Source organism: Pseudochelatococcus lubricantis (genome assembly GCF_011762225.1).
GTDB lineage: Bacteria > Pseudomonadota > Alphaproteobacteria > Rhizobiales > Beijerinckiaceae > Pseudochelatococcus > Pseudochelatococcus lubricantis.
In genome coordinates, this window is the sequence record NZ_JAASQI010000003.1 from 155,563 (window position 1) to 175,489 (window position 19,927).

General features: G+C 68.6%; 19 protein-coding genes. 12 read left to right on the top strand and 7 right to left on the bottom strand.

Translation table 11 applies throughout. From position 1 onward, the window contains the following. Positions 1-18: 18 nt before the first annotated feature. The 7 genes from FHS82_RS07580 (at position 19) to FHS82_RS07610 (ending at position 6,955) form a co-directional block, all read left to right on the top strand. Positions 19-1,131, top strand: a complete 1,113-nt coding sequence (locus tag FHS82_RS07580; protein WP_246225178.1) for an ABC transporter substrate-binding protein — start codon at positions 19-21, stop codon at positions 1,129-1,131. Between the two features lie 109 nt (positions 1,132-1,240). Beyond that, positions 1,241-2,581 (top strand): high-affinity branched-chain amino acid ABC transporter permease LivM, encoded by a 1,341-nt coding sequence (livM, locus tag FHS82_RS07585; protein ID WP_166950572.1) that lies wholly within the window; start codon positions 1,241-1,243, stop codon positions 2,579-2,581. A gap of 80 nt (positions 2,582-2,661) precedes the next feature. Beyond that, positions 2,662-3,627: an ABC transporter substrate-binding protein gene (locus FHS82_RS07590; protein WP_377700224.1), complete on the top strand. Its 966-nt coding sequence runs from the start codon at positions 2,662-2,664 to the stop codon at positions 3,625-3,627. Positions 3,628-3,743: 116 nt separating this feature from the next. After that, on the top strand, positions 3,744-4,649 hold the full coding sequence (locus FHS82_RS07595; protein WP_166950576.1) for an ABC transporter permease: 906 nt from the start codon (positions 3,744-3,746) through the stop codon (positions 4,647-4,649). Continuing rightward, positions 4,646-5,440 carry an ABC transporter ATP-binding protein gene (locus FHS82_RS07600; RefSeq protein WP_166950578.1) on the top strand — a complete coding sequence of 265 codons (795 nt, stop codon included), beginning with the start codon at positions 4,646-4,648 and terminating at the stop codon, positions 5,438-5,440. The genes FHS82_RS07595 and FHS82_RS07600 overlap by 4 nt, the downstream gene beginning before the upstream one ends. After that, positions 5,440-6,540 carry an acyltransferase family protein gene (locus FHS82_RS07605; protein ID WP_246225180.1) on the top strand — a complete coding sequence of 367 codons (1,101 nt, stop codon included), beginning with the start codon at positions 5,440-5,442 and terminating at the stop codon, positions 6,538-6,540. Before FHS82_RS07600 ends, FHS82_RS07605 begins: the two co-directional genes overlap by 1 nt. Further along, the gene (locus tag FHS82_RS07610; RefSeq protein ID WP_166950580.1) at positions 6,524-6,955 is read left to right on the top strand and encodes a hypothetical protein; all 432 of its coding nucleotides are present in this window, start codon (positions 6,524-6,526) and stop codon (positions 6,953-6,955) included. Before FHS82_RS07605 ends, FHS82_RS07610 begins: the two co-directional genes overlap by 17 nt. On the opposite strand, the gene FHS82_RS07615 is transcribed toward FHS82_RS07610, so the two are convergent. Then, the gene (locus tag FHS82_RS07615; protein ID WP_166950582.1) at positions 6,948-7,835 is read right to left on the bottom strand and encodes a metallophosphoesterase family protein; all 888 of its coding nucleotides are present in this window, start codon (positions 7,833-7,835) and stop codon (positions 6,948-6,950) included. The two genes, FHS82_RS07610 and FHS82_RS07615, sit on opposite strands and share 8 nt — an antisense overlap. 54 nt (positions 7,836-7,889) lie before the next feature. Further along, positions 7,890-8,162 (bottom strand): hypothetical protein, encoded by a 273-nt coding sequence (locus tag FHS82_RS07620; protein WP_166950584.1) that lies wholly within the window; start codon positions 8,160-8,162, stop codon positions 7,890-7,892. Here FHS82_RS07620 and FHS82_RS07625 point away from each other — a divergent pair. Continuing rightward, positions 8,161-8,670: a GNAT family N-acetyltransferase gene (locus FHS82_RS07625; RefSeq protein WP_166950586.1), complete on the top strand. Its 510-nt coding sequence runs from the start codon at positions 8,161-8,163 to the stop codon at positions 8,668-8,670. The two genes, FHS82_RS07620 and FHS82_RS07625, sit on opposite strands and share 2 nt — an antisense overlap. Before the next feature lie 32 nt (positions 8,671-8,702). On the opposite strand, the gene FHS82_RS07630 is transcribed toward FHS82_RS07625, so the two are convergent. Genes FHS82_RS07630 through FHS82_RS07645 form a run of 4 tightly spaced genes read right to left on the bottom strand, consistent with a single transcriptional unit; the run spans position 8,703 to position 15,646 of the window. Further along, the gene (locus FHS82_RS07630) at positions 8,703-10,790 is read right to left on the bottom strand and encodes a hypothetical protein (RefSeq protein ID WP_166950588.1); all 2,088 of its coding nucleotides are present in this window, start codon (positions 10,788-10,790) and stop codon (positions 8,703-8,705) included. A gap of 9 nt (positions 10,791-10,799) precedes the next feature. Continuing rightward, positions 10,800-13,649 carry a DUF4159 domain-containing protein gene (locus FHS82_RS07635; protein ID WP_166950590.1) on the bottom strand — a complete coding sequence of 950 codons (2,850 nt, stop codon included), beginning with the start codon at positions 13,647-13,649 and terminating at the stop codon, positions 10,800-10,802. A gap of 1 nt (position 13,650) precedes the next feature. After that, the gene (locus FHS82_RS07640) at positions 13,651-14,568 is read right to left on the bottom strand and encodes a DUF58 domain-containing protein (RefSeq protein ID WP_166951387.1); all 918 of its coding nucleotides are present in this window, start codon (positions 14,566-14,568) and stop codon (positions 13,651-13,653) included. A gap of 58 nt (positions 14,569-14,626) precedes the next feature. Beyond that, positions 14,627-15,646: an AAA family ATPase gene (locus FHS82_RS07645; RefSeq protein WP_166950592.1), complete on the bottom strand. Its 1,020-nt coding sequence runs from the start codon at positions 15,644-15,646 to the stop codon at positions 14,627-14,629. A 329-nt stretch (positions 15,647-15,975) separates the two neighbouring features. On the opposite strand from FHS82_RS07645, the gene FHS82_RS07650 reads away from it, so the two are divergent. From FHS82_RS07650 to FHS82_RS07665, 4 genes are read left to right on the top strand one after another with little or no spacing between them, the layout of a single operon-like run. After that, complete coding sequence (locus tag FHS82_RS07650; RefSeq protein ID WP_377700217.1) at positions 15,976-16,605, top strand: DUF1285 domain-containing protein; 630 nt, start codon at positions 15,976-15,978, stop codon at positions 16,603-16,605. Then, complete coding sequence (locus FHS82_RS07655; protein ID WP_166950594.1) at positions 16,602-17,246, top strand: CoA pyrophosphatase; 645 nt, start codon at positions 16,602-16,604, stop codon at positions 17,244-17,246. The genes FHS82_RS07650 and FHS82_RS07655 overlap by 4 nt, the downstream gene beginning before the upstream one ends. Positions 17,247-17,274: 28 nt before the next feature. After that, positions 17,275-17,532: a DUF6111 family protein gene (locus FHS82_RS07660; RefSeq protein WP_166950596.1), complete on the top strand. Its 258-nt coding sequence runs from the start codon at positions 17,275-17,277 to the stop codon at positions 17,530-17,532. Further along, positions 17,529-18,809, top strand: coding sequence for a CCA tRNA nucleotidyltransferase (locus tag FHS82_RS07665; RefSeq protein ID WP_166950598.1), 1,281 nt, complete (start codon positions 17,529-17,531; stop codon positions 18,807-18,809). Before FHS82_RS07660 ends, FHS82_RS07665 begins: the two co-directional genes overlap by 4 nt. Here the strand turns inward: FHS82_RS07665 and FHS82_RS07670 are convergent. Continuing rightward, positions 18,756-19,925: an MFS transporter gene (locus tag FHS82_RS07670; protein WP_166950600.1), complete on the bottom strand. Its 1,170-nt coding sequence runs from the start codon at positions 19,923-19,925 to the stop codon at positions 18,756-18,758. The two genes, FHS82_RS07665 and FHS82_RS07670, sit on opposite strands and share 54 nt — an antisense overlap. Between the last annotated feature and the right edge of the window lie 2 nt (positions 19,926-19,927).

Consider the following 19,927-nt stretch of genomic DNA (forward strand, 5'->3'; position numbering starts at 1 on the left):
ACACGAATCGGGAGAATCATGATGAAAATGTCAGCGAAAAAGGCTCTGGCCGGCGTCTGCATGCTGGCGCTTCTCGCGGGGGCGACCGCCGCGCGGGCCGATGTGACCATTGCGCTCGGCATTCCCGCCACCGGCGGGCAGATCGCGGCGCTCGGCGCGCAGGCGAAGCTCGGCGCGGAAACCGCTGTCGCGGCCATCAACGCCAAGGGCGGCATCAACGGCGAGAAGATCGACCTGCAGATCGCCGACGACCAGTGCGACCCCAAGAACGCGGTCTCCGCCGCCAACCAGGTGGTGTCGCGCGGCATCAAGTTCGTGCTGGGCCACCTGTGCTCGGGCGCGTCCATCGCCGCTTCGGACGTCTATAACGACGAAGGCGTGCTGATGCTCACCGCCTCCGCCACCGCGCCCGATCTCACCGAGCGCGGTCATCCGCTCGTCTTCCGCGCCAACGGCCGCGACGACCAGCAGGGCTCCGTGGGTGGCAAGTTCATCGCCGAGAAGTTCAAGGACAAGCGCATCGCCATCGTCGACGACAAGCAGGTTTACGGCCAGGGCCTGGCGCGCGAGGCCGGCAAGGTGCTCGCGGCCGCTGGCATCAAGCCGGTCTATGTCGGCACGATCAACGCCGGCGAGCGCGACTATTCGGCGCTGGTCAGCCGCCTGAAGGACGAGAAGGTCGATGTCGTCTACTTCGGCGGCTACCATACCGAACTCGGCCTGATCGTCCGTCAGGCCCGCCAGGCCGGCCTCGACACGCGCTTCATCGGCGCGGACGGCATCGCTGCCAACGAATTCTGGTCCGTCGCGGGCGAGGGCGGCGCGGGCACGCTGTTCACATTCTCCGCTGACGCCAAGGACAAGCCGAGCGCGCAGGAAGCCTACGCCGAGTTGAAGAAGGGCGGCGAGCCGGACAATTTCGCCTTCTACTACTATGCCGCCGCGCAGACGCTGGCCAAGGCCATCGCCGACGCAGGCAAGGACCCGGAGAAGGTTGCCGAGAAGCTGAAGTCCGAGAGCTTCGACACCATCGTCGGCACCTTCCGCTTCGATGCCAAGGGCGATCTGGTCGATCCCGAATATGTCGTGTTCGAGTGGAGGGACGGCAAATACGCGCCGACGAAGCTCTGACCTTATGATGCAACATGATGCAACCCGCTCCCGCCCGACAGGCGGGAGCGGGTGGTTACAGAATGACAGATGTGTTTCATAACAAGAACAACTGCCGGAAGATCATTACATGAGCCTCGCCGCCGCCCGTGACACCCACGATCCGGAAGCCCGGTCGCTGTTCGTTGCAGCGCTGCGCGAGGCGCTCGTCGCCGGCATCATCATGGTCGGCCTCGCGCTGCCGCTGGTGGGGTTCGAGCTGGAAAACCAGACGGGCGGCGGCGTCGCCATCGACTATCGCTTCGACTGGGTGGCGATCGCCGCGCTCGTCACGTTCTTTGGCCGTTTTGCGGTCGCACTGTCGCGGCCCTATGTCGCCAGTGCACTGGGGCGGCAGAAGAGCGTCGCTGGCACGCCGGTGCGGCGGACGGCGCTGCCGAGCGGCGTGACCTCGGCGCATCTGGGGCTCGTGCTCGGCCTCGTGGCACTGGCGCTGCCGTTCCTGCCGATCGCGGACCGCTACATCGTCGACACGGCGACGACGGTGCTGATCTACGTCATGCTGGGGCTCGGGCTCAACATTGTCGTCGGTCTAGCGGGGCTGCTCGACCTCGGTTATGTCGCGTTCTATGCGGTGGGGGCTTATTCCTTCGCACTGCTGTCGACCATCTACGGGATGTCGTTCTGGCTTTGCCTGCCGGTCGCGGGGATCATGGCTGCCTTTTTCGGCATCCTGCTCGGCTTTCCGGTGCTGCGCCTGCGCGGCGACTATCTCGCCATCGTCACGCTCGGCTTCGGCGAGATCATCCGTGTCGTGCTGATCAACTTCGATGTGCTGACCGGCGGCCCCAACGGCGTCGGCGGCATTCCGCGTCTTACGTTTTTCGGCCATCCCTTTGCCAACCGCGCGCAGGATGGCGTGACGCCCTTTCATGAGCTGTTCGGCATCGCCTACGCGCCGATCCACCGTGTCATCTTCCTTTATTACGTGATCTTCGTGCTGGTGCTGATCACGGCGTTCGTGTCCATGCGGCTGCGGCGGCTGCCCATAGGCCGTGCGTGGGAAGCGCTGCGCGAGGACGAGATCGCCTGCCGCTCGCTCGGGCTCAACGTTACCCGCGTCAAGCTGTCGGCCTTCGCTATCGGCGCGATGTTCGGCGGCTTCGCCGGCACGTTCTTCGCGGCGCGTCAGGGCCTCGTCAGCCCGGAGAGCTTCACCTTCTGGGAATCGGCGCTGGTGCTGATGATCGTCGTGCTGGGTGGGCTCGGCAGCCAGACGGGCGTCGTCATCGCCGCCATCGCGGTCATCGCTATTCCGGAGTTCTCGCGCGACCTGGCGCAATTTCGCATGCTGATGTTCGGCGCGGCGATGGTGGCGCTGATGGTCTGGCGTCCGGGCGGCATCATCGGCACGCGCGCGCCGAGCGTGCGGCTGGGCGGTGGTGTTCCTTCGCCGTCCGGAAAGGCGTGAATTTCCCGCCGGATGTTCTAGACTGACAAAGACGGCTGTCCGCGGACGAGGCCTGCAACAAGGGATGGGAGTTTGACATGATAAGGACTGTTGGCGCGGCGTTCGCGCTGCTGCTGGCCGGTGGTGTCTGGGGTGCGGACAGCGCAGCCGCGCAGACGCAGACGGTGGCGATCACCTCCATCGTCGATCACCCGGCCCTCAACGCCGTGCATGAGGGTGCGGTCGCGGCGCTGGCCAGAGCCGGCTTCAACGAGGGCAAGGAGATCAAGGTCGTTTTCGAGAGCGCGCAAGGCCAACCGGCGACGGCGGTGCAGATCGCGCGCAAGTTCGTCGGCGAGAAGCCGGCCGTGATCATCGGCATCTCCACGCCCTCGGCACAGGCGCTGGCTGCGGCGACGAAGTCCATTCCGGTGGTGTTCAGTGCCGTGACCGATCCGGTCGGCGCGCAGCTCGTGGCCTCCGCCGATAAACCTGGCGGCAACGTCACCGGCGTGTCGGACCGCGCACCCACCGAGGACCAGGTGGCGCTGATTCGGGAACTGACGCCGGACGCGAAGACCGTGGGCGTGCTGTTCAATCCCGGGGAGCCCAATTCCGTCACCGCGGTCAAGGAACTGAAGGAAGCGGCGGCGAAGATCGGTCTTTCGGTGGTCGAGGCGCCTGCCACCAAGACGGCGGAAGTGCAGGGCGCGGCGCGCTCGCTCGTCGGCAAGGCGGATGTTGCCTTCGTCCCAACCGATAACACCGTCGTCTCGGCGCTGGAGGCGGTGACGGGCGCCCTGATTGCGGCGAAGATCCCGCTCTACGCGGCGGATACCGACAGCGTGGCGCGCGGCGCGTTCGCTTCTGTGGGCTTCAACTATCGCCAGGTGGGTGAGCGCACCGGCGAACTCGTGGCGCGCATCCTGAAGGGCGAGAAGCCGAGCGACCTGCCCGTTCAATTTGCGCAGGGCACGGACCTCTATCTCAACAAGGGCGTGGCCGGGAAGATCGGTGTCACCCTGTCTGAGGCGGCCGTGAAACGCGCGGTGAAGGTGATCGACTGAAGGGGGCTGCCGGTGCTCCAGAGGGGGTGCCTGCGCTTGAGGAAAAAATTGACAAACAGGGCGTCGGCGTGCTTTCGCACGCCGATATCCTTTATTGAGCAGGTGTTCGCAGAATCATGAGCAGCATCGCCCTGTTGGGCGCCATCGAACTCGGATTGATCTATGCGCTCGTCGGTTTGGGCGTTTATCTGTCGTTCCGGGTGCTCGATTTTCCCGATCTCACCGTCGACGGCTCGTTTCCGCTGGGCGCGGCCGTCACCGCCGTGCTGCTCGTTGCGGGGGCCGATCCATGGGTGGCGACGGGGGCGGGCGTTGTCGCCGGGGCGCTTGCCGGGTTCGTCACCGCCTTCGTGACGGTGCGCTTCGGCGTGCTGCATCTGCTGGCGTCGATTCTCACCATGATCGCGCTCTTTTCCGTCAACCTGCGCATCATGGGCCGCCCGAACATCGCGCTGCTGACCGAGGCGACGGTGCTGACGCCGTGGCTCAGTGGCGGCACGTTCGGCGGGCTGGTTGCGGATGAATACGTGCGCCCGCTGTTTCTCGCCGTCGTCGTGCTCGCCGCCGTGGCGCTGGTGGCGGCGTTCCTGCGTTCGGAGGCCGGGCTTGCGATGCGCGCCACCGGCGCCAATCCGCGCATGGCCCGTGCGCAGGGCGTGCGCACCGGCGTGCAGATCATCGTCGGCGTCATGCTCTCCAACGGGCTCGTCGGCCTTGCTGGGGCGCTTTTTGCGCAGACGAACGGCTTCGCGGACGTCACCTCCGGCGTGGGCACCATTGTCGTGGGGCTGGCGGCCGTTATCGTGGGCGAGACCTTCATTCCGCGCCGGCGCATCTTCTGGGCGCTGGTCGGCTGCGTGGTCGGGGCGGTCATCTACAGGCTCGCGGTGCAGACGGCGCTTTCCATCGATTTCCTCGGCCTGCAGGCGTCCGACCTCAACCTCGCGACGGCGCTGCTGGTGCTGGTGGCGCTGGTGCTGCCGAAGCTGCGCCACAGGGTGCGCACGAGGGCTGCATCATGATCGAGGTTCGCGATCTCGTCATCACCTTCAATCCCGGCTCGCCGCTGGAGCGCAAGGCGCTGCGCGGCATTTCGCTGCGGCTCGGAGAGGGGGATTTCGTCTCCGTCATCGGTTCCAACGGCGCGGGCAAGTCGACGCTGCTTGGCGCCATCGCCGGCGATATGCTGCCGACCTCCGGCCGCGTCCTGCTCGGCGGCAGCGACGTCACCCGGCTGCCGGCGGAGGCACGCTCGCGCCATGTGGCGCGCGTGTTTCAGGACCCGCTCGCCGGCAGTTGCGGCAATCTGTCGATTGCGGAAAATCTCGCGCTCGCGGCCTCGCGCGGGCAGCGGCGCTCCTTCCTGCCCGCGTTGCGCCAGTCGCGACTGTCGAAGATCCGCGCGCGTATCGAGGAGCTGAACCTCAAGCTTGAAGATCGCCTCGACCAGCCCATGGGATCGCTCTCCGGCGGCCAACGCCAGGCGCTGTCGCTCGTCATGGCGACGCTGGCTCCTTCAAGCGTGCTGCTGCTTGACGAACATACGGCGGCGCTCGATCCGCGCAACGCCGAATTCGTGCTGGGACTCACCCGTGATCTCGCCGCCCGCTTCCGGCTTACGGTGCTCATGGTCACGCATTCCATGCGCCATGCGCTCGATATCGGCACGCGCACGGTGATGTTGCACGAGGGCCGCATCCTCCTCGATGTCGCGGGGGCGGAGCGGGCGGGACTGACGATCGAGGACCTACTCGACCAGTTCCGCCGGGCACGCGGGGAGGCGCTGGCGGAGGACCGCCTGCTGACCGGTTGATGCTCCTGCGCATGTCACCACCGGGGCGCGGGCCGGCAGGCACTGCGCAGAAGCTCGTGCTGGTGCAGATGTTGCGCGCGGCGGCGGCACTGTTCGTGGTATTCCACCACGCGCAGTTCGACGCCGCGCATTTCGCCCCGCAGGGCGGTTTTACGCCCAGCCGCGCCCTGCCGTGGGAGGCGGGCGTCGACATCTTCTTCGTCATTTCCGGCTTCATCATCGTCCATTCCTCCCGCCGTCTGTTCGCGGCACCGGGGGCGGGCATGACGTTCCTGAAACGCCGCCTCATCCGCATCGTGCCGCTCTACTGGCTGGCGAGCGCGGCCTTTCTGGCTGTCAGCCTGTCGCTGCCGGCGGTGTTGAACAGCCCGAGGCCCGGCTTGTCCGAGGTCATCGCTTCCTTCCTGTTCTGGCCCTATGTCAACAGCGCCGGCGTGGCCCAGCCCATGCTGTCGCTCGGCTGGACGCTGAACTACGAGATGGCCTTCTATCTCGTGTTCGCGCTCGCCATCGCCCTGCCCGGCCGGCATGCGGTGCTGGCGGTCGCGCTGTTCCTGTCCGCGCTTGTGGGTCTTGGCACACTGGTTGCGCTGCCGATGCCGCTGGCGTTCTGGGCGGATTCGCTGGTGTTCGAATTCGTGTTCGGCATGGGGATCGCCCTGTTGCGCGAGGCGGGCGGCCGTCCCGGCATCGTCCTGCGCGTGGTGCTGTTCTCGGCGGCTATCCGCATGCTGCAGGCCGATCTGACCCAGGATGACATCGTCCGTGCGGTCGCGTGGGGCGTGCCGGCGGCGATGCTGGTCATGGCTGCGGTATACGGCCCGGAGCCGCGCCATCCGCCGCTTCTCGGCCGCCTGATCGTGCTGCTGGGAGACGCTTCCTACGCGCTTTATCTCTTCCATCCCTTTGCATTGCGTGCAACCCGGCTTATCCTTTCGGGCATGGATGTCGGACCGTGGGGCTACGTCGCCATCGCCTTGCCAATGGCGATGATGCTGGCGGTCGCGGTGCATCTCCTGATCGAACGGCCGGTGATGCGCGGGTTGCGTCGGCTGTTGTCGGACGGGAACGGGGGAGAGGAGCGTGAGCGAAGACGTTGAGAACACGGCAAGAGCGCGCCGAAAGGCGCAACTGATCATTCCAGTGGTTAATCTGCGCGAGGTCCTTGAACCTAAAACGAACGGCAAGGCGGACGGTGAGGCCGTTCCCCATGGCGCCGTACCGGACCTCATCCCCGTGACGACGAAGCCGCCGGCGAAGGCGCCGTCGGCCGCGCCGGACAAGGCTGAAGATAACGAAAAAGCCGGGAAGGGGCCGGAAGCAGGCGCTGCGAAACCCGCCGCGCCATCTGCTGCATCTGTCTCCGCGCCGCCGCCTCCGAAGCCGGCGTCTCCCCCGAAAGCGGCTGAGGGGGCGGGGCAGAAAAGCGGGAGCTGGCTGTTCCCGTTCCTTGCCGGCGTTCTTGCCGGCGCGGCCGGGTTTTACGCCGTCTTGTGGCTGCGCGCGCTCATCTGATCGTCCGTTCGCCGATTGTGGCGATGGCGCCGGTCTGCGGATCGTGGCCGCGCGTGGTCAGCGAGATCGCGGAGCGGGCGCCGTCGGGCACGATGTGAAGCAGGTGATAGCCGGCCCTGTGGTCATGGGTGCCGCTGACCGCCGACACGGAGGGCGCGCCGAGAATCGGCACCGCCGATCCGCCGGGGCCAGGTATCGTCGCGAGAGATGTCTTGTGGTTATGGCCGTGGAGGATGATTTCCGCGCCGGCGCGCGCGACGGTTCTTTCGAATTCGGCCGCGTCGGTGAGGCCGCGTCCGGGTTTCGCCCCGCCGAGATGGGGCGGATGGTGCACCATCACGACCCGGCACAGGCCGGCGCGGCCGAGGTCGGCGAGAATATCCGCGAAAGCGGCGAGCTGCGCCGTGCCCAGCGTGCCGCTGGCGAGGAAGGGCAGCGTCGGCACGCCCGAGGAGAGGCCGATCAGCGCCACGCCATCCCGCTGGCGAACATAGGGAAACCTGCTCGCCGCCGCGCCGTCGCCCGTCATCCACGGCCCCAGCCAGTGCCGCATCGGCGCGAGCGCGGCGCGTACATAGGCATCGTGATTGCCCGGCACGAAACTCACGTGCCCGGGCGCGCCCAATTGCTCCAGAAACGCCCGCGCGAGAGGGAATTCACCGGCAAGGCCGATGTTGACGATGTCGCCCGTCATGGCGATATGGTCCGGCCGGTGGCTTCCGATATCCGCCAGCAGGCGCGATAGCAGCGGCATGTCATGCGTGCGCGAACGCCCGCGCTTCCAGTTGATGAATCCCGTCAGGCGCTTGTTCAACAGCTCATGCAGCAGCACGGGCGGCAGCGGGCCGATGTGGGCGTCTGAAAGATGGGCGATGAGCATGGAACCTCCGGGGGCAGCATCCCGTGTTTCGTCTCGCCAATCCCCGCCGCCCCGTCAAGCCTTCGCACGGATGAGATGGACAGTGCGCCCTCGTGATGATAGATGGCGCTTCGGAAGGGTAGTGGTCATGACGATGTTCCGGATTTCCTGGCGACGACGATGCGCATCCATGCGTGTTGCGGCCGCGCGTGTCTCGGCGCGCGTGTCGTCGTGCATCGGGCTTTCCGCGCCGGCCTGAACCCGTCTGCCGGCGTGGGGCGCGATGCCTGGTCCGTCGTCCTCATGGCTGCCGTTTCCGGTGGTCGAAATCCGGTGATTCCCTTTCATGACTTCTCTTGTGCTGACCATTCGCCACGAATATCCCTCGGACTACGACGCCATCGAGCGCATGCACGAGCGCGCTTTCGGCCCGGGCCGCTTCGCCCGCACGGCCTATCGCCTGCGCGAGGGCGCGCCGCCGGTGGCGGACCTGTCGTATTGCGCCCTCGTCGGCACGCTGATCGTCGGCTCCGTGCGGCTGACGCCCGTTCGCGCGGGAGACGCGCCTGCCCTCGTGCTCGGGCCGTTGACGGTGGAGCCCGCGTTCAAGGATCGCGGCATCGGCGCTGCACTGATGCAGACGTCGCTCGATGCGGCAAAGCAGGCGGGGCATCGCCTCGTCGTGCTGGTCGGAGACGAGCCGTATTACCGGCGGTTCGGTTTCCGCGTCGTGCCGGCTGGCCGGTTGATCCTGCCGGGGCCGGTCGATCCGGCGCGCTTCCTCTATTGCGAACTGGGCGAGGGCGCGTTCGAGGCGGCGCAGGGCGCGGTACGGGCGTTGCCCGCGGCGGCGTGAGATATTTCCGCGCCCGGTGAGGCCGGAAGGCGCTATGCCTTCCGGCGCCGGCTTTCCATGATCCACGCCGCGAGCACCGCCCAGATGAGCAGCGCGAGGCCGGCGAGGCCGATGCCGAGCGGGAACTCGCGCACGCCCCGGACGATGGCGCTACCGCTGGGACGCAGGCCGATCCAGTTATCGCCGGCGAAGGTCGACCCGGCATGGACGAGTTCGATGCGCGGCACAGCCGGCGCGCCGTCCACACGCCGCACGGAACCGCCCGTGGCCTGCGCCAGCGGCGTGAGGCGCTGGGTGTCGCTGAACACATCGGTAAGCTCGCGCGGATTGTCGGGGCCGGCGTTGACGAAGGCGGAAAGCGTGCCGTCCGTCAGCCGGTAAAGGCCGAGCTGTCGGTTTTCCACGGTGGCGGAAAAGAGGCCGGGCTTGACGGGCGTGAGCGTCACGGTCTGCGTCTGCCCGTCGGGTGCGGTCAGCGTGACGGGGGCCGGCGCGTCCGCCATGGTCTGGCGCTCGATGGCAATGAAGCCGTCGTGTGCGGTGGCGCGTAGCGCCTCTTCCTCCAGCGCCGGTTCGCGCATCAGCCAGTGAGAGAGGCGGCGCAGCAGATCGACATGCGGCCCGCCGCCCTGGAAGCCGCGCGCCCATAGCCAGGCGTGGTCGGACAGCAGCAGCGCGATGCGCCCGCGCTTGTGGCGGGAGAGGATGAGCAGCGGCAGGTTGTCCGCGCCGTCCATCAGCGTTTCACCCCCGTGCACGTGCGCGCCGATCTGGCGCAGCCACGTGCCCCAGCTCGCCTGCGTGCCGGCGGAGGCGCCGCCCGGCAGGTCGCGCGTGACGGGGTGGCGTCCGCCCGTAGCGGTGACATGGGGGCGGAAATCCGTCTCATGGATCCGCCCGTCCGGCGTCGCCGGCAGGATGGCGCCGAGCGACGTCCGCGCCACGCTCGACGCGCCCGAAAACTCGGGGCCGGCGGCAAGCAGCAGCGCGCCGCCCTGCCGCACGTAGTCGGCAATGTTGTCGTAATAGATGGGCGGCAGCACCGTGAGATTGGCGTAACGGTCGAAGATGATCAGGTCGAAGTCCTGAATCCGTTCCTGAAACAGCGCCCGTGTGGGAAAGGCGATCAGCGACAGCTCGTTGATCGGCGTGCCGTCCTGCTTTTCCGGGGGGCGCAGGATCGTGAAATGCACAAGATCGACGTTCGCGTCGGATTTCAGCAGGTTGCGCCAGGTGCGCTCGCCTGGGTGCGGCTCTCCCGAAACCAGCAGCACGCGCAGCTTGTCGCGCACGCCCTCGATGGTCAGCACGGCACGGTTGTTGGCGGCGGTGAGTTCGCCGTCCAGCGGCTCGACCTCCAGTTCCAGCACGTTGGGACCGGGGTGCTCGATGGGAATGGAGAGCGGCGCCGGCCGCCCGGCCGGGGCCTGCACGGAGCCGAGCAGGGTGCCGTCGCGGCGCACCGTCAGGCGCGCCGTGCCGGGGCCGCCGCGCTCGTCGATGAGCACGCGGATGGTCTGGCTGCGGCCGACGATGCCGAAGCGCGGCGCGTCGACGAGCGCCACGCGCCGGTCGCGTTCCTGCCGCTCGCCGGTGACAAGCGCGTGCAACGGCGCGGTGAAGCCGAGTGCGTTCACACTTGCCGGGATGTCGTGGACAACGCCGTCAGTGATCAGGATCGCGCCCGCGACACGCTCCGCCGGTACATCGGCCAGCGCGCGCGACAGCGCGCCGAAGAGCCGCGTGCCGTCGCCGCCTTCACCTTCCGCCACCTCGATCCGGCGCAGCTCGATGCCGGGCAGGGCGCCGATCTGCCGGGCGACGGCTTCGCTCACCGCCGTCGTCTGTGCCTCGCGCGGCCCCAGCTTCTGTGAGGCGCTGCGGTCGGTGACGGCGACGACGATGTCGTTGAGCGGCTCCCGCTCCTCCGATACGAGGGCGGGGTTGGCGAGCGCGCCGATGAGCAGCGCCATCGCCACGCCGCGCAGCAGACCGCTCCACAGCCCGCGGCGGATGGCGGCGGCGATGCAAACGGCCAGCGCGGCCACCGCGAGCCCGGCGAGGACGGCTGGCGGCAGCAGGGGCGAAAAGCCGAGGGTGGGAAAGGCGTCCGCGATCATGCCGGCATCCTATTGCCCGAGCCGGTCGAGAAGTGCCGGCACGTGCACCTGGTCGGCCTTGTAGGAACCGGTGAGCACGTACATGACCATGTTCATGCCGCCGCGCGCCGCCATCTCGCGCTGGTCCGGATCGGCACCGACAGTGGGGTAAAGCGGGTTGCCGAAGTCGTCGAGCGCCCAGGCGGCCGCGAGGTCGTTGGCGGTGATGATGATCGGCGACACGTTGTCGCCGCTGCGCACCGGGCGCGGCTCGCCCTCCGGCGCGGGCGGCAGCGCCTCCACCCACGTCTGTCCGGTGGCGTAGCGGCCGGGGAAGTGGTCCATCAGGAAGAAGGTCTTGGTCAGGACATGGTCGGGCGGCACAGGTTCGAGTTCCGGCACGTCGATGCCGGCCAGCATCTGCCGCAACCGCGCCGTCTCGGGCGTCGGCGAGCCGCCACCGGCGCCCTGGCTCCAGGCGTCGCGGGTGTCGAAGATGACCGTGCCGCCTGCCTTCATGTAGGCATCGATCTTGCGCAGCGCCGCCTCGGAGGCCGGCGGAGCATCGGCGGCGATGGGCCAGTAGATCAGAGGATAGAAGGCCAGTTCGTCGGTCGCCGGATCGACGCCGACGGGATCGGCCGGCTCGAACGACGTGCGGAACGCGAGTTCCTGGCCAAGCCCGGCCAGGCCCGCCCTGCTCGTCTCGTCCACCTCCCCGTTGCCGGTGAGGACATAGGCGAGGCGCGTGTGAAGCGCCGCCTGACGGTCGATGTCGGAGAGCGGCGCCTGCGCGAGGGACGGCGCGGCGGGCAGGGCGAGAAGCGCCGCCGCGAGCAGAAGCACCGGCAGGGCGGAGCCGGCCCCTGCGTATGTCAGCCGTCCGCGCCGCCTGCCGCCGAGCAGGGCGCCGATCAGCGTATCTGCCATGAAAAGAACCAGCGCGGCCAGCAGCAGCGGCAGGCGCAGGTCGAAGCTCTGCGGCGAGGAAAGGGGTTTGACGGCACCGGCGAGCGGGCCGAGATCGAGCGGCGCGAGGCGGTCGCCGTCGCGCAGGACGTTGAGCGCGAGCGGTGCCTCGTTGGTGCCGTAGAAGCCCGCCGGGTGATCGCGCGAGGCGCTGACGGCGCCGTTGCGGGGAACAGGCCGCGCGGTCGCGGGCGGGCTGCGGAAAGCGCCGAATCCGTCGAGCACGCGCAGCGGCGAGACGGTTTCCGCGGAGGCGCCCGGCGCATCGGCCGCGGTGTTGTCCTGTGCGGCGGCGTGGCGGCCGGCCATGGCGATGATACGGCGCAGCATCTCGACGAAGGTGCCCGACAACGGCAGGTTCGACCACGTGGAATCCGCCGTCACATGCACCAGCACGATCAGCCCCTCGCCGCGCCGGTCGGCGGTGACGATGGGCGTGCCGTCCGACAGGGCGGCCCACGTGCGCCGGTTGAGATCGGCATCGGGCTCGGCCAGCACCTGCCGCATCACGGTGATCTCCTGCGGCGCGTCGAGCCCCTGGAACGGGCCTGTCTCCGGGAAGGGTGCGAGCGTCTTCGGCGTATCCCACGAGAGGGCGCCGCCGATGGTGCGCTCGCCCTGCCGCAGGCGTACCGGCACCAGCGTCTCGTCACTGTTGGCCATGCGCGGGCCGGCGAAGCGCAGCAGTACGCCGCCGCGCTCGACGAAGGCCTCCAGCTTCGCGGCCGTCTGGCGGTCGATGACGCCGATGTCCGTGAGGGCGATCACGGTCGCGTTCTCGTCGATCAGGCGCGCGACGACATCGGGCAGCGCGCCGCGCGGCTCGCGCAATTCGGCGAAGGGTTCGAGCGCGCGGGCGAGATAGAAGGTCGGCGACAGCAACGGCTGGCTCGCCGTATCCGCGCCCGCGCCGGAAATCAGCCCGACCCGGTGTCGGCGCTGGCGGTCGTCGACAAGTGTCACCGCGCCGGCCGATGCCTGCCCGGCGATGTCGACGCGCGCGACGGCGTTGCGAATTTCGATCGGCAGATCGAACAGCGCCGTCGCCTCGGTCGCGCCGTCTCCGAAAGCGAAGGCGGCCTCGCCGAGGGGAAGGCTGCGGAAATCGACCGCCCGCAACCGCCCTTGCGCGGGGGCACGGGGGTCGGCGCGGGTCACCGTCACCTCCAGCCCGTCGCGCGTGTTGCGGCTGCCGGCAAGGGCAAGAGCGCCGGCGAAGGGCTCCGCGCGGACATCCAGCGCGCGCGCGCCGCGCAGGGCGTCGAGGCGCGCGGCGAAGGTCGCCTCCGCGTCTGCTATACCCGCGCCTGCAGCGCTGACAGCGGTGCCGTCGCCGACCCAGGCGATGGCCGCATCGGCATGGGAGTCGAGAAAACGCCGGATGGATTCGAGGTGCGCGGCGCGCTCCGCCACATGGGGGCGCGGCTCCAGCGCCCGCAGCCGCTCGCCTGCGTCGGCCCCGCTGTCGAGCGCGATGTCGCCCGGCGCGTCGGCGAGGCCCACGAGCGCGACGGGCCGTTTGTCGCGGCTCGCGGAGGCGAGAATGTCGCGGGCCGCGCTCACCCGCGCCGGCCAGTCGTTCGCGGCCGAAAAGCCGTTGTCGAGCAGCAGCAGCACCGGCCCGTTGCCGGGCATGGCGGGCAGCGGGTTCCATGCCGGCCAGGCGGCGGCGAGAATGATGAGCGCCGCGATCAGCAGCCGCAGCAGCAACAGCCACCACGGTGTACGCGCGGGCGTCTGGCGGTGGGGTGCGAGGTCCAGCGCCAGCCGCAGCGGTGGGAAGGCGATGCGGCGCGGCGCGGGCGGCGTGATGCGCAGCAGCAGCCAGAGCGCCGGAAGGCCAGCGAGCGCGAGTAGCGTCAACGGTGCGGCGAAGGCGAGCGGCAGACCGAGAAAATCCAGCCCGAACATGTCACGCGCCCCCGTTGCGCCGGCTGGCAAGCAGCGTCAGCACCCTGAGCGCCGCCTCGCTCGCCGGTCTGTCCGTATGGTGCACCGTGAGCGTGAAGCCGTAGCGCGTGAGGATGGCACGCAGGCCTTCGCGATGCGCCTGGAAACGCCGCCGGTAATCCTCGCCCCATCCGGCCGCGTCGCCCAGATGCAGGCGCGCGCCGCTTTCAGGATCAATGAGTTCCGTCTGGCCGCTAAACGGAAATGTCTCCTCCACGGGATCGACGACAAGCAGCACATGGCCACGCGCGCCGTTTGAAGCGATGAATGAGATAGTCTCTTCAATATCCTGCAATGGAACGAGAAAGTCGCCGATGAGCAGAGGCTCGCTGCGTTGACGTAGCGGCGCGGCGGGCGGCAGGTCCCGGTCGGCGCCGGCAACATCCGCCGCGAGGGCTTCGGCGATCTGTTCGCTGATATGACGGGAGGCGCGCGGGGCGAGCAGGCCGAGGCAGCCGACGCGCTCACCGGCGGCGACCAGCGTGTCGGCCAGTGCCAGCCCCAGCACGACGGCGCGTTCCACCTTCGGCGCACGCGCCAGTGACGAGGCGAACGCCATGGACACGGAACGGTCTATCCACAATTCGATGGTCTGCGCCGCCTCCCATTCGCGCTCGCGCACGTAGAGCTTGCTGTCGCGGGCGGAGCGGCGCCAATCGATCCGGCTGGCGGATTCGCCGGAAGTGAAGGGGCGGAACTGCCAGAAGCTCTCGCCCGGCCCAGCCCGGCGCCTGCCGTGAATGCCATGGGCAAGGCTCGTCGCCACACGCCGCGCTTCCAGCACGAGACGCGGCAGGCGGGCGGCAAGCTCGCGCGCTCTCCCGCGCTCTCCCGTTCCGGGAAAACGGCTGCGGTCAGGCAGGATCGCCACTTGCGCCATGCTCATAGGCCTGTTCAGGAAATAAACGTATCAAGTTGCAAATCAATCAGTTTATTCGTCAGATGCGCGCCGCGAGCCGGGCGATGATACCTTCCGCCGTCTCGCCCTCCGCGCGTGCGGCGAAGGTGAGCGCGATGCGATGCTTGAGCACGGGTTCGGCGAGTGCGCGCACGTCTTCCAGCGAGGGTGCGAGGCGCCCCTGTACCAGCGCGCGGGCGCGGGCGGCGAGCGTCAGCGCCTGGCTGGCGCGCGGTCCCGGCCCCCAGGAAAGCTTGTCCGCGACAGTCTGCACCTCAACCGGCCCGTCCCCGCCGGGGCGGGCGGAGCGGACGAGATCGAGAATGGCCTCCACGACGCTGTCGCCCACCGGCAGACGTCGCACGAGGCGCTGGATACCGACGAGCGTCTCGGCGCCGAAGGCGGCGGAAGCCTTCGCCTCCTGCGTGCCGGTGGTTTCCAGCAGGATGCGCCGTTCGGTGTCGCGGTCCGGATAGCCGACGTCGATCTGCAGCAGGAAGCGGTCGAGCTGCGCCTCGGGCAGCGGATAGGTGCCCTCCTGCTCGATCGGGTTTTGCGTCGCGAGAACGTGGAAGGGATGCGGCAGATCGTGGCGCACGCCGGCAACCGTCACGTGGCCTTCCTGCATGGCCTGCAGCAGGGCCGATTGCGTGCGCGGGCTGGCGCGGTTGATCTCGTCGGCCATCAGCAGCCGGGTGAAGATGGGCCCGCGCACGAAGCGGAAGCTGCGCTGGCTGGATGTCGACTCGTCGAGGATTTCGCTGCCGAGGATATCGGCGGGCATCAGGTCCGGCGTGAACTGCACGCGCTGGCTGTCGAGGCCGAGCACGGTGCCGAGCGTCTCCACCAGGCGCGTCTTGGCGAGGCCCGGCGCGCCGACCAGCAGCCCGTGGCCGCCGGCGAGCACCGTGACGAGCGCGAGTTCCACGACCCGTTCCTGCCCGAAGATGACGGCGCCGATCGCCTCGCGCGCACGTGCGATCGCGGCGAGCGCTGATTCCGCCTGCGCGACGATGGCGGTGGCGGCGATGGTGGCATCATCGGGCGCTGTGGCGGTCATCGTTTCCGTTCCTGTGCAACCTGGCGTTTCTCTGCGGTCTGGCGTCGTCAGAAAAGTGGATACCACTTTTTCGGCCTGAAAACGCCCGAACCGGTAAACTAGTGCTATTCCCGCGATTCAGCGAGTCGCAGAATGCCGGCGCGACTCGCCCTTCTGTTGTGGGGCGCCCGTGCGGCGCCAGTCAAGCGCCACCGCGGAGAATCAGGCCGGTCATGACTATGTTATGATGTTAACCCGTGTCATGAATCGGGCGATGCAAAAAAACGGCAACCGTGCATGCATATGGCTGTACCGTGCGTTGACGGGTGACGCCATTCCGGGAGGCGAAGATGACAAGAGCGCCAGAGATGCAGCCGGCGGGCGGCGATCCGGCCGGTGTTCAGCACGACGCGCCGGAAGGGCTGGCGCGCCTGCTTTCGGCTGCGCGCGGCGCGGGTGCGCGGGAGGGTGTGGAGCGCTGGAATCCGCCCGATTGCGGTGACATCGATATGCGGATTGCCGCCGACGGCGCCTGGCTCTACCAGGGCACGCCCATCGGGCGCGCGGCGCTGGTGCGCCTCTTCGCCTCCATCCTGCGCCGCGAGGGGGAGCGCTACGTCCTCGTCACGCCTTTCGAAAAGGTGGGGATAAAGGTCGACGACGTGCCGTTCCTTGCCGTTGAAATGGCCGTCGATTCCGTGTCGCGCCGTGTGCATTTCCGCACAAACGTCGACGATGCCGTGGAGGTGGGCGAGGCTTGCCCGCTGTGTTTCCGCACGGACGCCGCCGGCGGCTTCCGCCCCTATGTGAAGGTGCGCGGCGACCTGTGGGCGCGGCTGACGCGCGCGCTGGTGCCCGATCTGCTGGCGCTGGCGGAGGAGCGCACGGTCGACGGCCGCATGATGGTGGGCATCCCCTCCGGCGAGGCGTTCTTCCCCATCGCCGAACGCTCCGCCTTTTTCAGCGAGGAGCTGGCGTGACAAGCCTGAGTTACACCGACGACGATCTCATCGCCCATCTGAAGGCGCGCCTGGTTCGCGACCCGCCGGACCGGTCGGCCCCCCACACGGGGGGAGACCACGCGCTTGGCGATCCGCTGCCGTCCATCTCTCCCATCCGCCCTGCCGCCGTGCTCGTGCCGCTCATCCCGCACGAGGCGCCGTCGGGGGTGCGTTATACCATGCTGCTGACCCAGCGGGCCGCCACACTGCGCCAGCACCCCGCGCAGATTTCCTTTCCCGGCGGCAAGATCGATCCGGAAGATCCGTCGCCGCTCGCGGCAGCGCTGCGCGAGGCGGATGAGGAAATCGGCCTGCCGGCTTCACTCGTGTGCCCGCTCGGCTATCTCGACGGCTATCTGTCAGCAACCGGCTATGCCATCGTGCCGGTGGTGGGGCTCGTCGATCCGCGCTTCACGCCGCGACCCAACCCGGAAGAGGTCGACGACGTGTTCGAGGTGCCGCTCGATTTCCTCATGGACGTCAACCACCACGAGCGCCACGCGCGCGAGTGGCACGGTACGCTGCGTCATTATTATGCAATGCCGTGGGGCAAGCGCTATATCTGGGGAGCAACGGCGGGAATCATCCGCAACCTCTACGAAAGGCTTTACGGGCCATGAAAGCATGTCCGAACTGCGGAACGGCGCGATGAGCAGAGCGGTTTTCGAGGCGCTCGTCCTGTTTCTCAGCCCGTTCTTCCTGTTCGGCATCTATCTCTTTCTGCGCCGGCGCAGCCCCTTCACCCGGGAGGCGTGGGACGGCCACGTGCCATGGCTCGTCATCGCGGGACTTGCCGTCGCCATCGTGGGCTTCGTCATCGCCGGGCTGACGGCCGAACGAAACGCGGGCGCCTATGTGCCTTCGCATCTGGAGGACGGCAAGCTGGTGCCGGGGCACTTCCAATGAGCCTGCCGCAGTGCGTCCGGGATCTGCTCGGTGACGCGGTGCTGCGGCGCGTGCTCGCGGCGGTGGACGCCGAGGGCGCGGATACGCGCGTCGTCGGCGGCGCAGTGCGCAATGCGCTGCTCGGCGTGCCCGTCAAGGACATCGACTGCGCGACGACCGCCCACCCGCGCGATGTCATGCGTCTCGCGCGGGCAGCGGGGCTGAAGGCGGTGCCGACCGGCATTGAGCATGGCACCGTCACCGTCGTCGCGGACGGGCGCCCGTTCGAGATCACCACCTTGCGCCGGGACGTCGAGACCGACGGCCGCCACGCGGAGGTGGCCTTCGGAACCGATTTCGGCGAGGATGCGCAGCGGCGCGACTTCACCATCAACGCCCTTTATCTCGACAAGTCCGGCCGCATCCACGATTTTACCGGCGGCCTCGCGGATATCGAGGCCCGGCGCGTGCGTTTCATCGGCGATGCCACGACACGCATCCGCGAGGATTTCCTGCGTATCCTGCGATTCTTCCGCTTCTCGGCCGAGTATGGCGCGGCGGTGCTCGACGCGGACGGTTTCGCTGCCTGCATCCGCGAGCGGGCGGGGCTGTTCCGCCTGTCGCGCGAGCGTGTGCGGGCGGAATTGCTGCGCATCCTCGTCGCGCGTCGCGCGGCTGCGGTGGTCACGGCGCTGAGCGACGCGGGCCTGTTGTCCATGATGACGGGCGGCGTCGCGGAACTCGGCCGCTTCGCCCGTGTTTGCGGCCAGTCGGAAGACGCCACGCTGCGACTTCTCGCCCTTTCGGTTTCGGTGGCGGAAGATGCCGACCGGCTGCGCGAACGACTGCGGCTGTCGAATGACGAACACGAGCGTCTGTCGAAGGCGGCGGCGCTGATCGCGCATCTGCACGGAAGGCCGGAGGCGCTCGACACCCGGACGCTGCGCCGCCTCGTCGTGCTCCACGGCGTTGCCGCTGTCGCCGATGCGCTGGCCATTGTCGATGGCGAGCCGCGCCCCCGTGTGGAAGAAGCGGCGCGCGCGCTGCTGGCCAGCTTCGCGAAGGGTGAAGAGGCCGTGCCGCGGTTTCCGTTGACGGGCAAGCATGTGGCGGCGGCGGGCGTGCCGCCGGGGCCGCGAATGGGGCAGGTGCTGGAGCGGGCGAAGGCGCTTTGGCTCGCCGCCGACTGTCCGGCCGACAAACCGCAACTCGCGGCGCTGCTCAGGCTGGCGGTCGGCGAGGTTTCAGGTGAGGGGGGCGGGTGCGCCGATGGCGCGCCGGTCGAGATTCTGCGATAGCAGGCAGAGGCCGAGCCCGCCCGCCGCCAGCACGGCGGAAACCAGCGGCAGACTGCCGTAGCCCGCGCCCAGCGTCAGCGCGGTGCCGCCGATCCAGGCGCCGCCCGCGTTGCCGAGATTGAAGGCGGCTTGGTTCAGGCTCGACGCCAGATTCGGCGCCTCGCTCGCCGTATCCACGACACGAAGCTGGAGCGGCGCTGTCACCGCAAAATCCACGATGCCCCAGACGAAGATCACCGCGACGGCGGCCTGCCATATCGGAGCCGCGAAATGCAGCGCCACGAGCAGGGCGATAAGCCCGGTGAAAATACCGACGAGCGACGACATCAGCCGCCAGTCGGCCAGCCGGCCGCCGAGGAAGTTGCCGATCGTGATGCCCACGCCGAACAGCAGCAGCACCCACGTCACGTGATGCGGCTCAAGTCCCGAGACCTCGCGCAGCAGAGGCGCGATATAGGTGAAGACGCAGAACAGGCTGGCGGAAGCGAGCACGCTCATGCCCATGGCAAGCAGCACCTGCGATTTGCCGAGCACGCGGAACTCGCGCATGATGCTCGCCTTGGGGTTGGCGATGTTCGCGGGGACGAGCAGCACGAGCGCCAGCGCCGCCGCGACGCCGATCAGCGCAACGGCCCAGAAGGTCGCGCGCCACCCCCACTGCTGGCCAAGCGCCGTGCCGGCCGGGACGCCGAGGATGTTGGCCAGCGTCAGGCCGCCGAACATCAGCGCCACCGCCTGCGCGCGCCTGTTGCGCGCCACGAGGCCCGCCGCCACCACCGCACCGATGCCGAAGTAGGCGCCGTGGCAGAAGGCCGTCACCACGCGCGCGCCCATCAGCAGCCAGTAGCTGGGCGCGATGGCGCACAGCACGTTGCCGAAGATGAACACACAGGTGAGGGCGATCAGCGTCGCCTTTCGCGGCAGGCCGTTTGTGGCGATTGCCACGATGGGCGCGCCCACGACCACGCCGAGCGCGTAGCCGGACACCAGATGCCCCGCAGCCGGAATGCTGACGCCGAGGTCTTGGGCGACTTCCGGCAGCAGGCCCATGATGACGAATTCGGTTGTGCCGATGCAGAACGATGCAGCGGCGAGAGCAAGCAGGGACAGGGGCATGA

What these genes read in the sequence shown, in the direction of transcription:
- FHS82_RS07645 (WP_166950592.1), bottom strand. Translation starts at nt 15,646, where the DNA reads ATGACCGCCACAGCGCCCGATGATGCCACCATCGCCGCCACCGCCATC.
- FHS82_RS07665 (WP_166950598.1), top strand. Translation starts at nt 17,529, where the DNA reads ATGAGCCTGCCGCAGTGCGTCCGGGATCTGCTCGGTGACGCGGTGCTG.
- livM (WP_166950572.1), top strand. Translation starts at nt 1,241, where the DNA reads ATGAGCCTCGCCGCCGCCCGTGACACCCACGATCCGGAAGCCCGGTCG.
- FHS82_RS07650 (WP_377700217.1), top strand. Translation starts at nt 15,976, where the DNA reads ATGACAAGAGCGCCAGAGATGCAGCCGGCGGGCGGCGATCCGGCCGGT.
- FHS82_RS07670 (WP_166950600.1), bottom strand. Translation starts at nt 19,925, where the DNA reads ATGCCCCTGTCCCTGCTTGCTCTCGCCGCTGCATCGTTCTGCATCGGC.
- FHS82_RS07640 (WP_166951387.1), bottom strand. Translation starts at nt 14,568, where the DNA reads ATGGCGCAAGTGGCGATCCTGCCTGACCGCAGCCGTTTTCCCGGAACG.
- FHS82_RS07635 (WP_166950590.1), bottom strand. Translation starts at nt 13,649, where the DNA reads ATGTTCGGGCTGGATTTTCTCGGTCTGCCGCTCGCCTTCGCCGCACCG.
- FHS82_RS07580 (WP_246225178.1), top strand. Translation starts at nt 19, where the DNA reads ATGATGAAAATGTCAGCGAAAAAGGCTCTGGCCGGCGTCTGCATGCTG.
- FHS82_RS07615 (WP_166950582.1), bottom strand. Translation starts at nt 7,835, where the DNA reads ATGCTCATCGCCCATCTTTCAGACGCCCACATCGGCCCGCTGCCGCCC.
- FHS82_RS07595 (WP_166950576.1), top strand. Translation starts at nt 3,744, where the DNA reads ATGAGCAGCATCGCCCTGTTGGGCGCCATCGAACTCGGATTGATCTAT.
- FHS82_RS07600 (WP_166950578.1), top strand. Translation starts at nt 4,646, where the DNA reads ATGATCGAGGTTCGCGATCTCGTCATCACCTTCAATCCCGGCTCGCCG.
- FHS82_RS07620 (WP_166950584.1), bottom strand. Translation starts at nt 8,162, where the DNA reads ATGAAAGGGAATCACCGGATTTCGACCACCGGAAACGGCAGCCATGAG.
- FHS82_RS07625 (WP_166950586.1), top strand. Translation starts at nt 8,161, where the DNA reads ATGACTTCTCTTGTGCTGACCATTCGCCACGAATATCCCTCGGACTAC.
- FHS82_RS07630 (WP_166950588.1), bottom strand. Translation starts at nt 10,790, where the DNA reads ATGATCGCGGACGCCTTTCCCACCCTCGGCTTTTCGCCCCTGCTGCCG.
- FHS82_RS07660 (WP_166950596.1), top strand. Translation starts at nt 17,275, where the DNA reads ATGAGCAGAGCGGTTTTCGAGGCGCTCGTCCTGTTTCTCAGCCCGTTC.
- FHS82_RS07605 (WP_246225180.1), top strand. Translation starts at nt 5,440, where the DNA reads ATGCTCCTGCGCATGTCACCACCGGGGCGCGGGCCGGCAGGCACTGCG.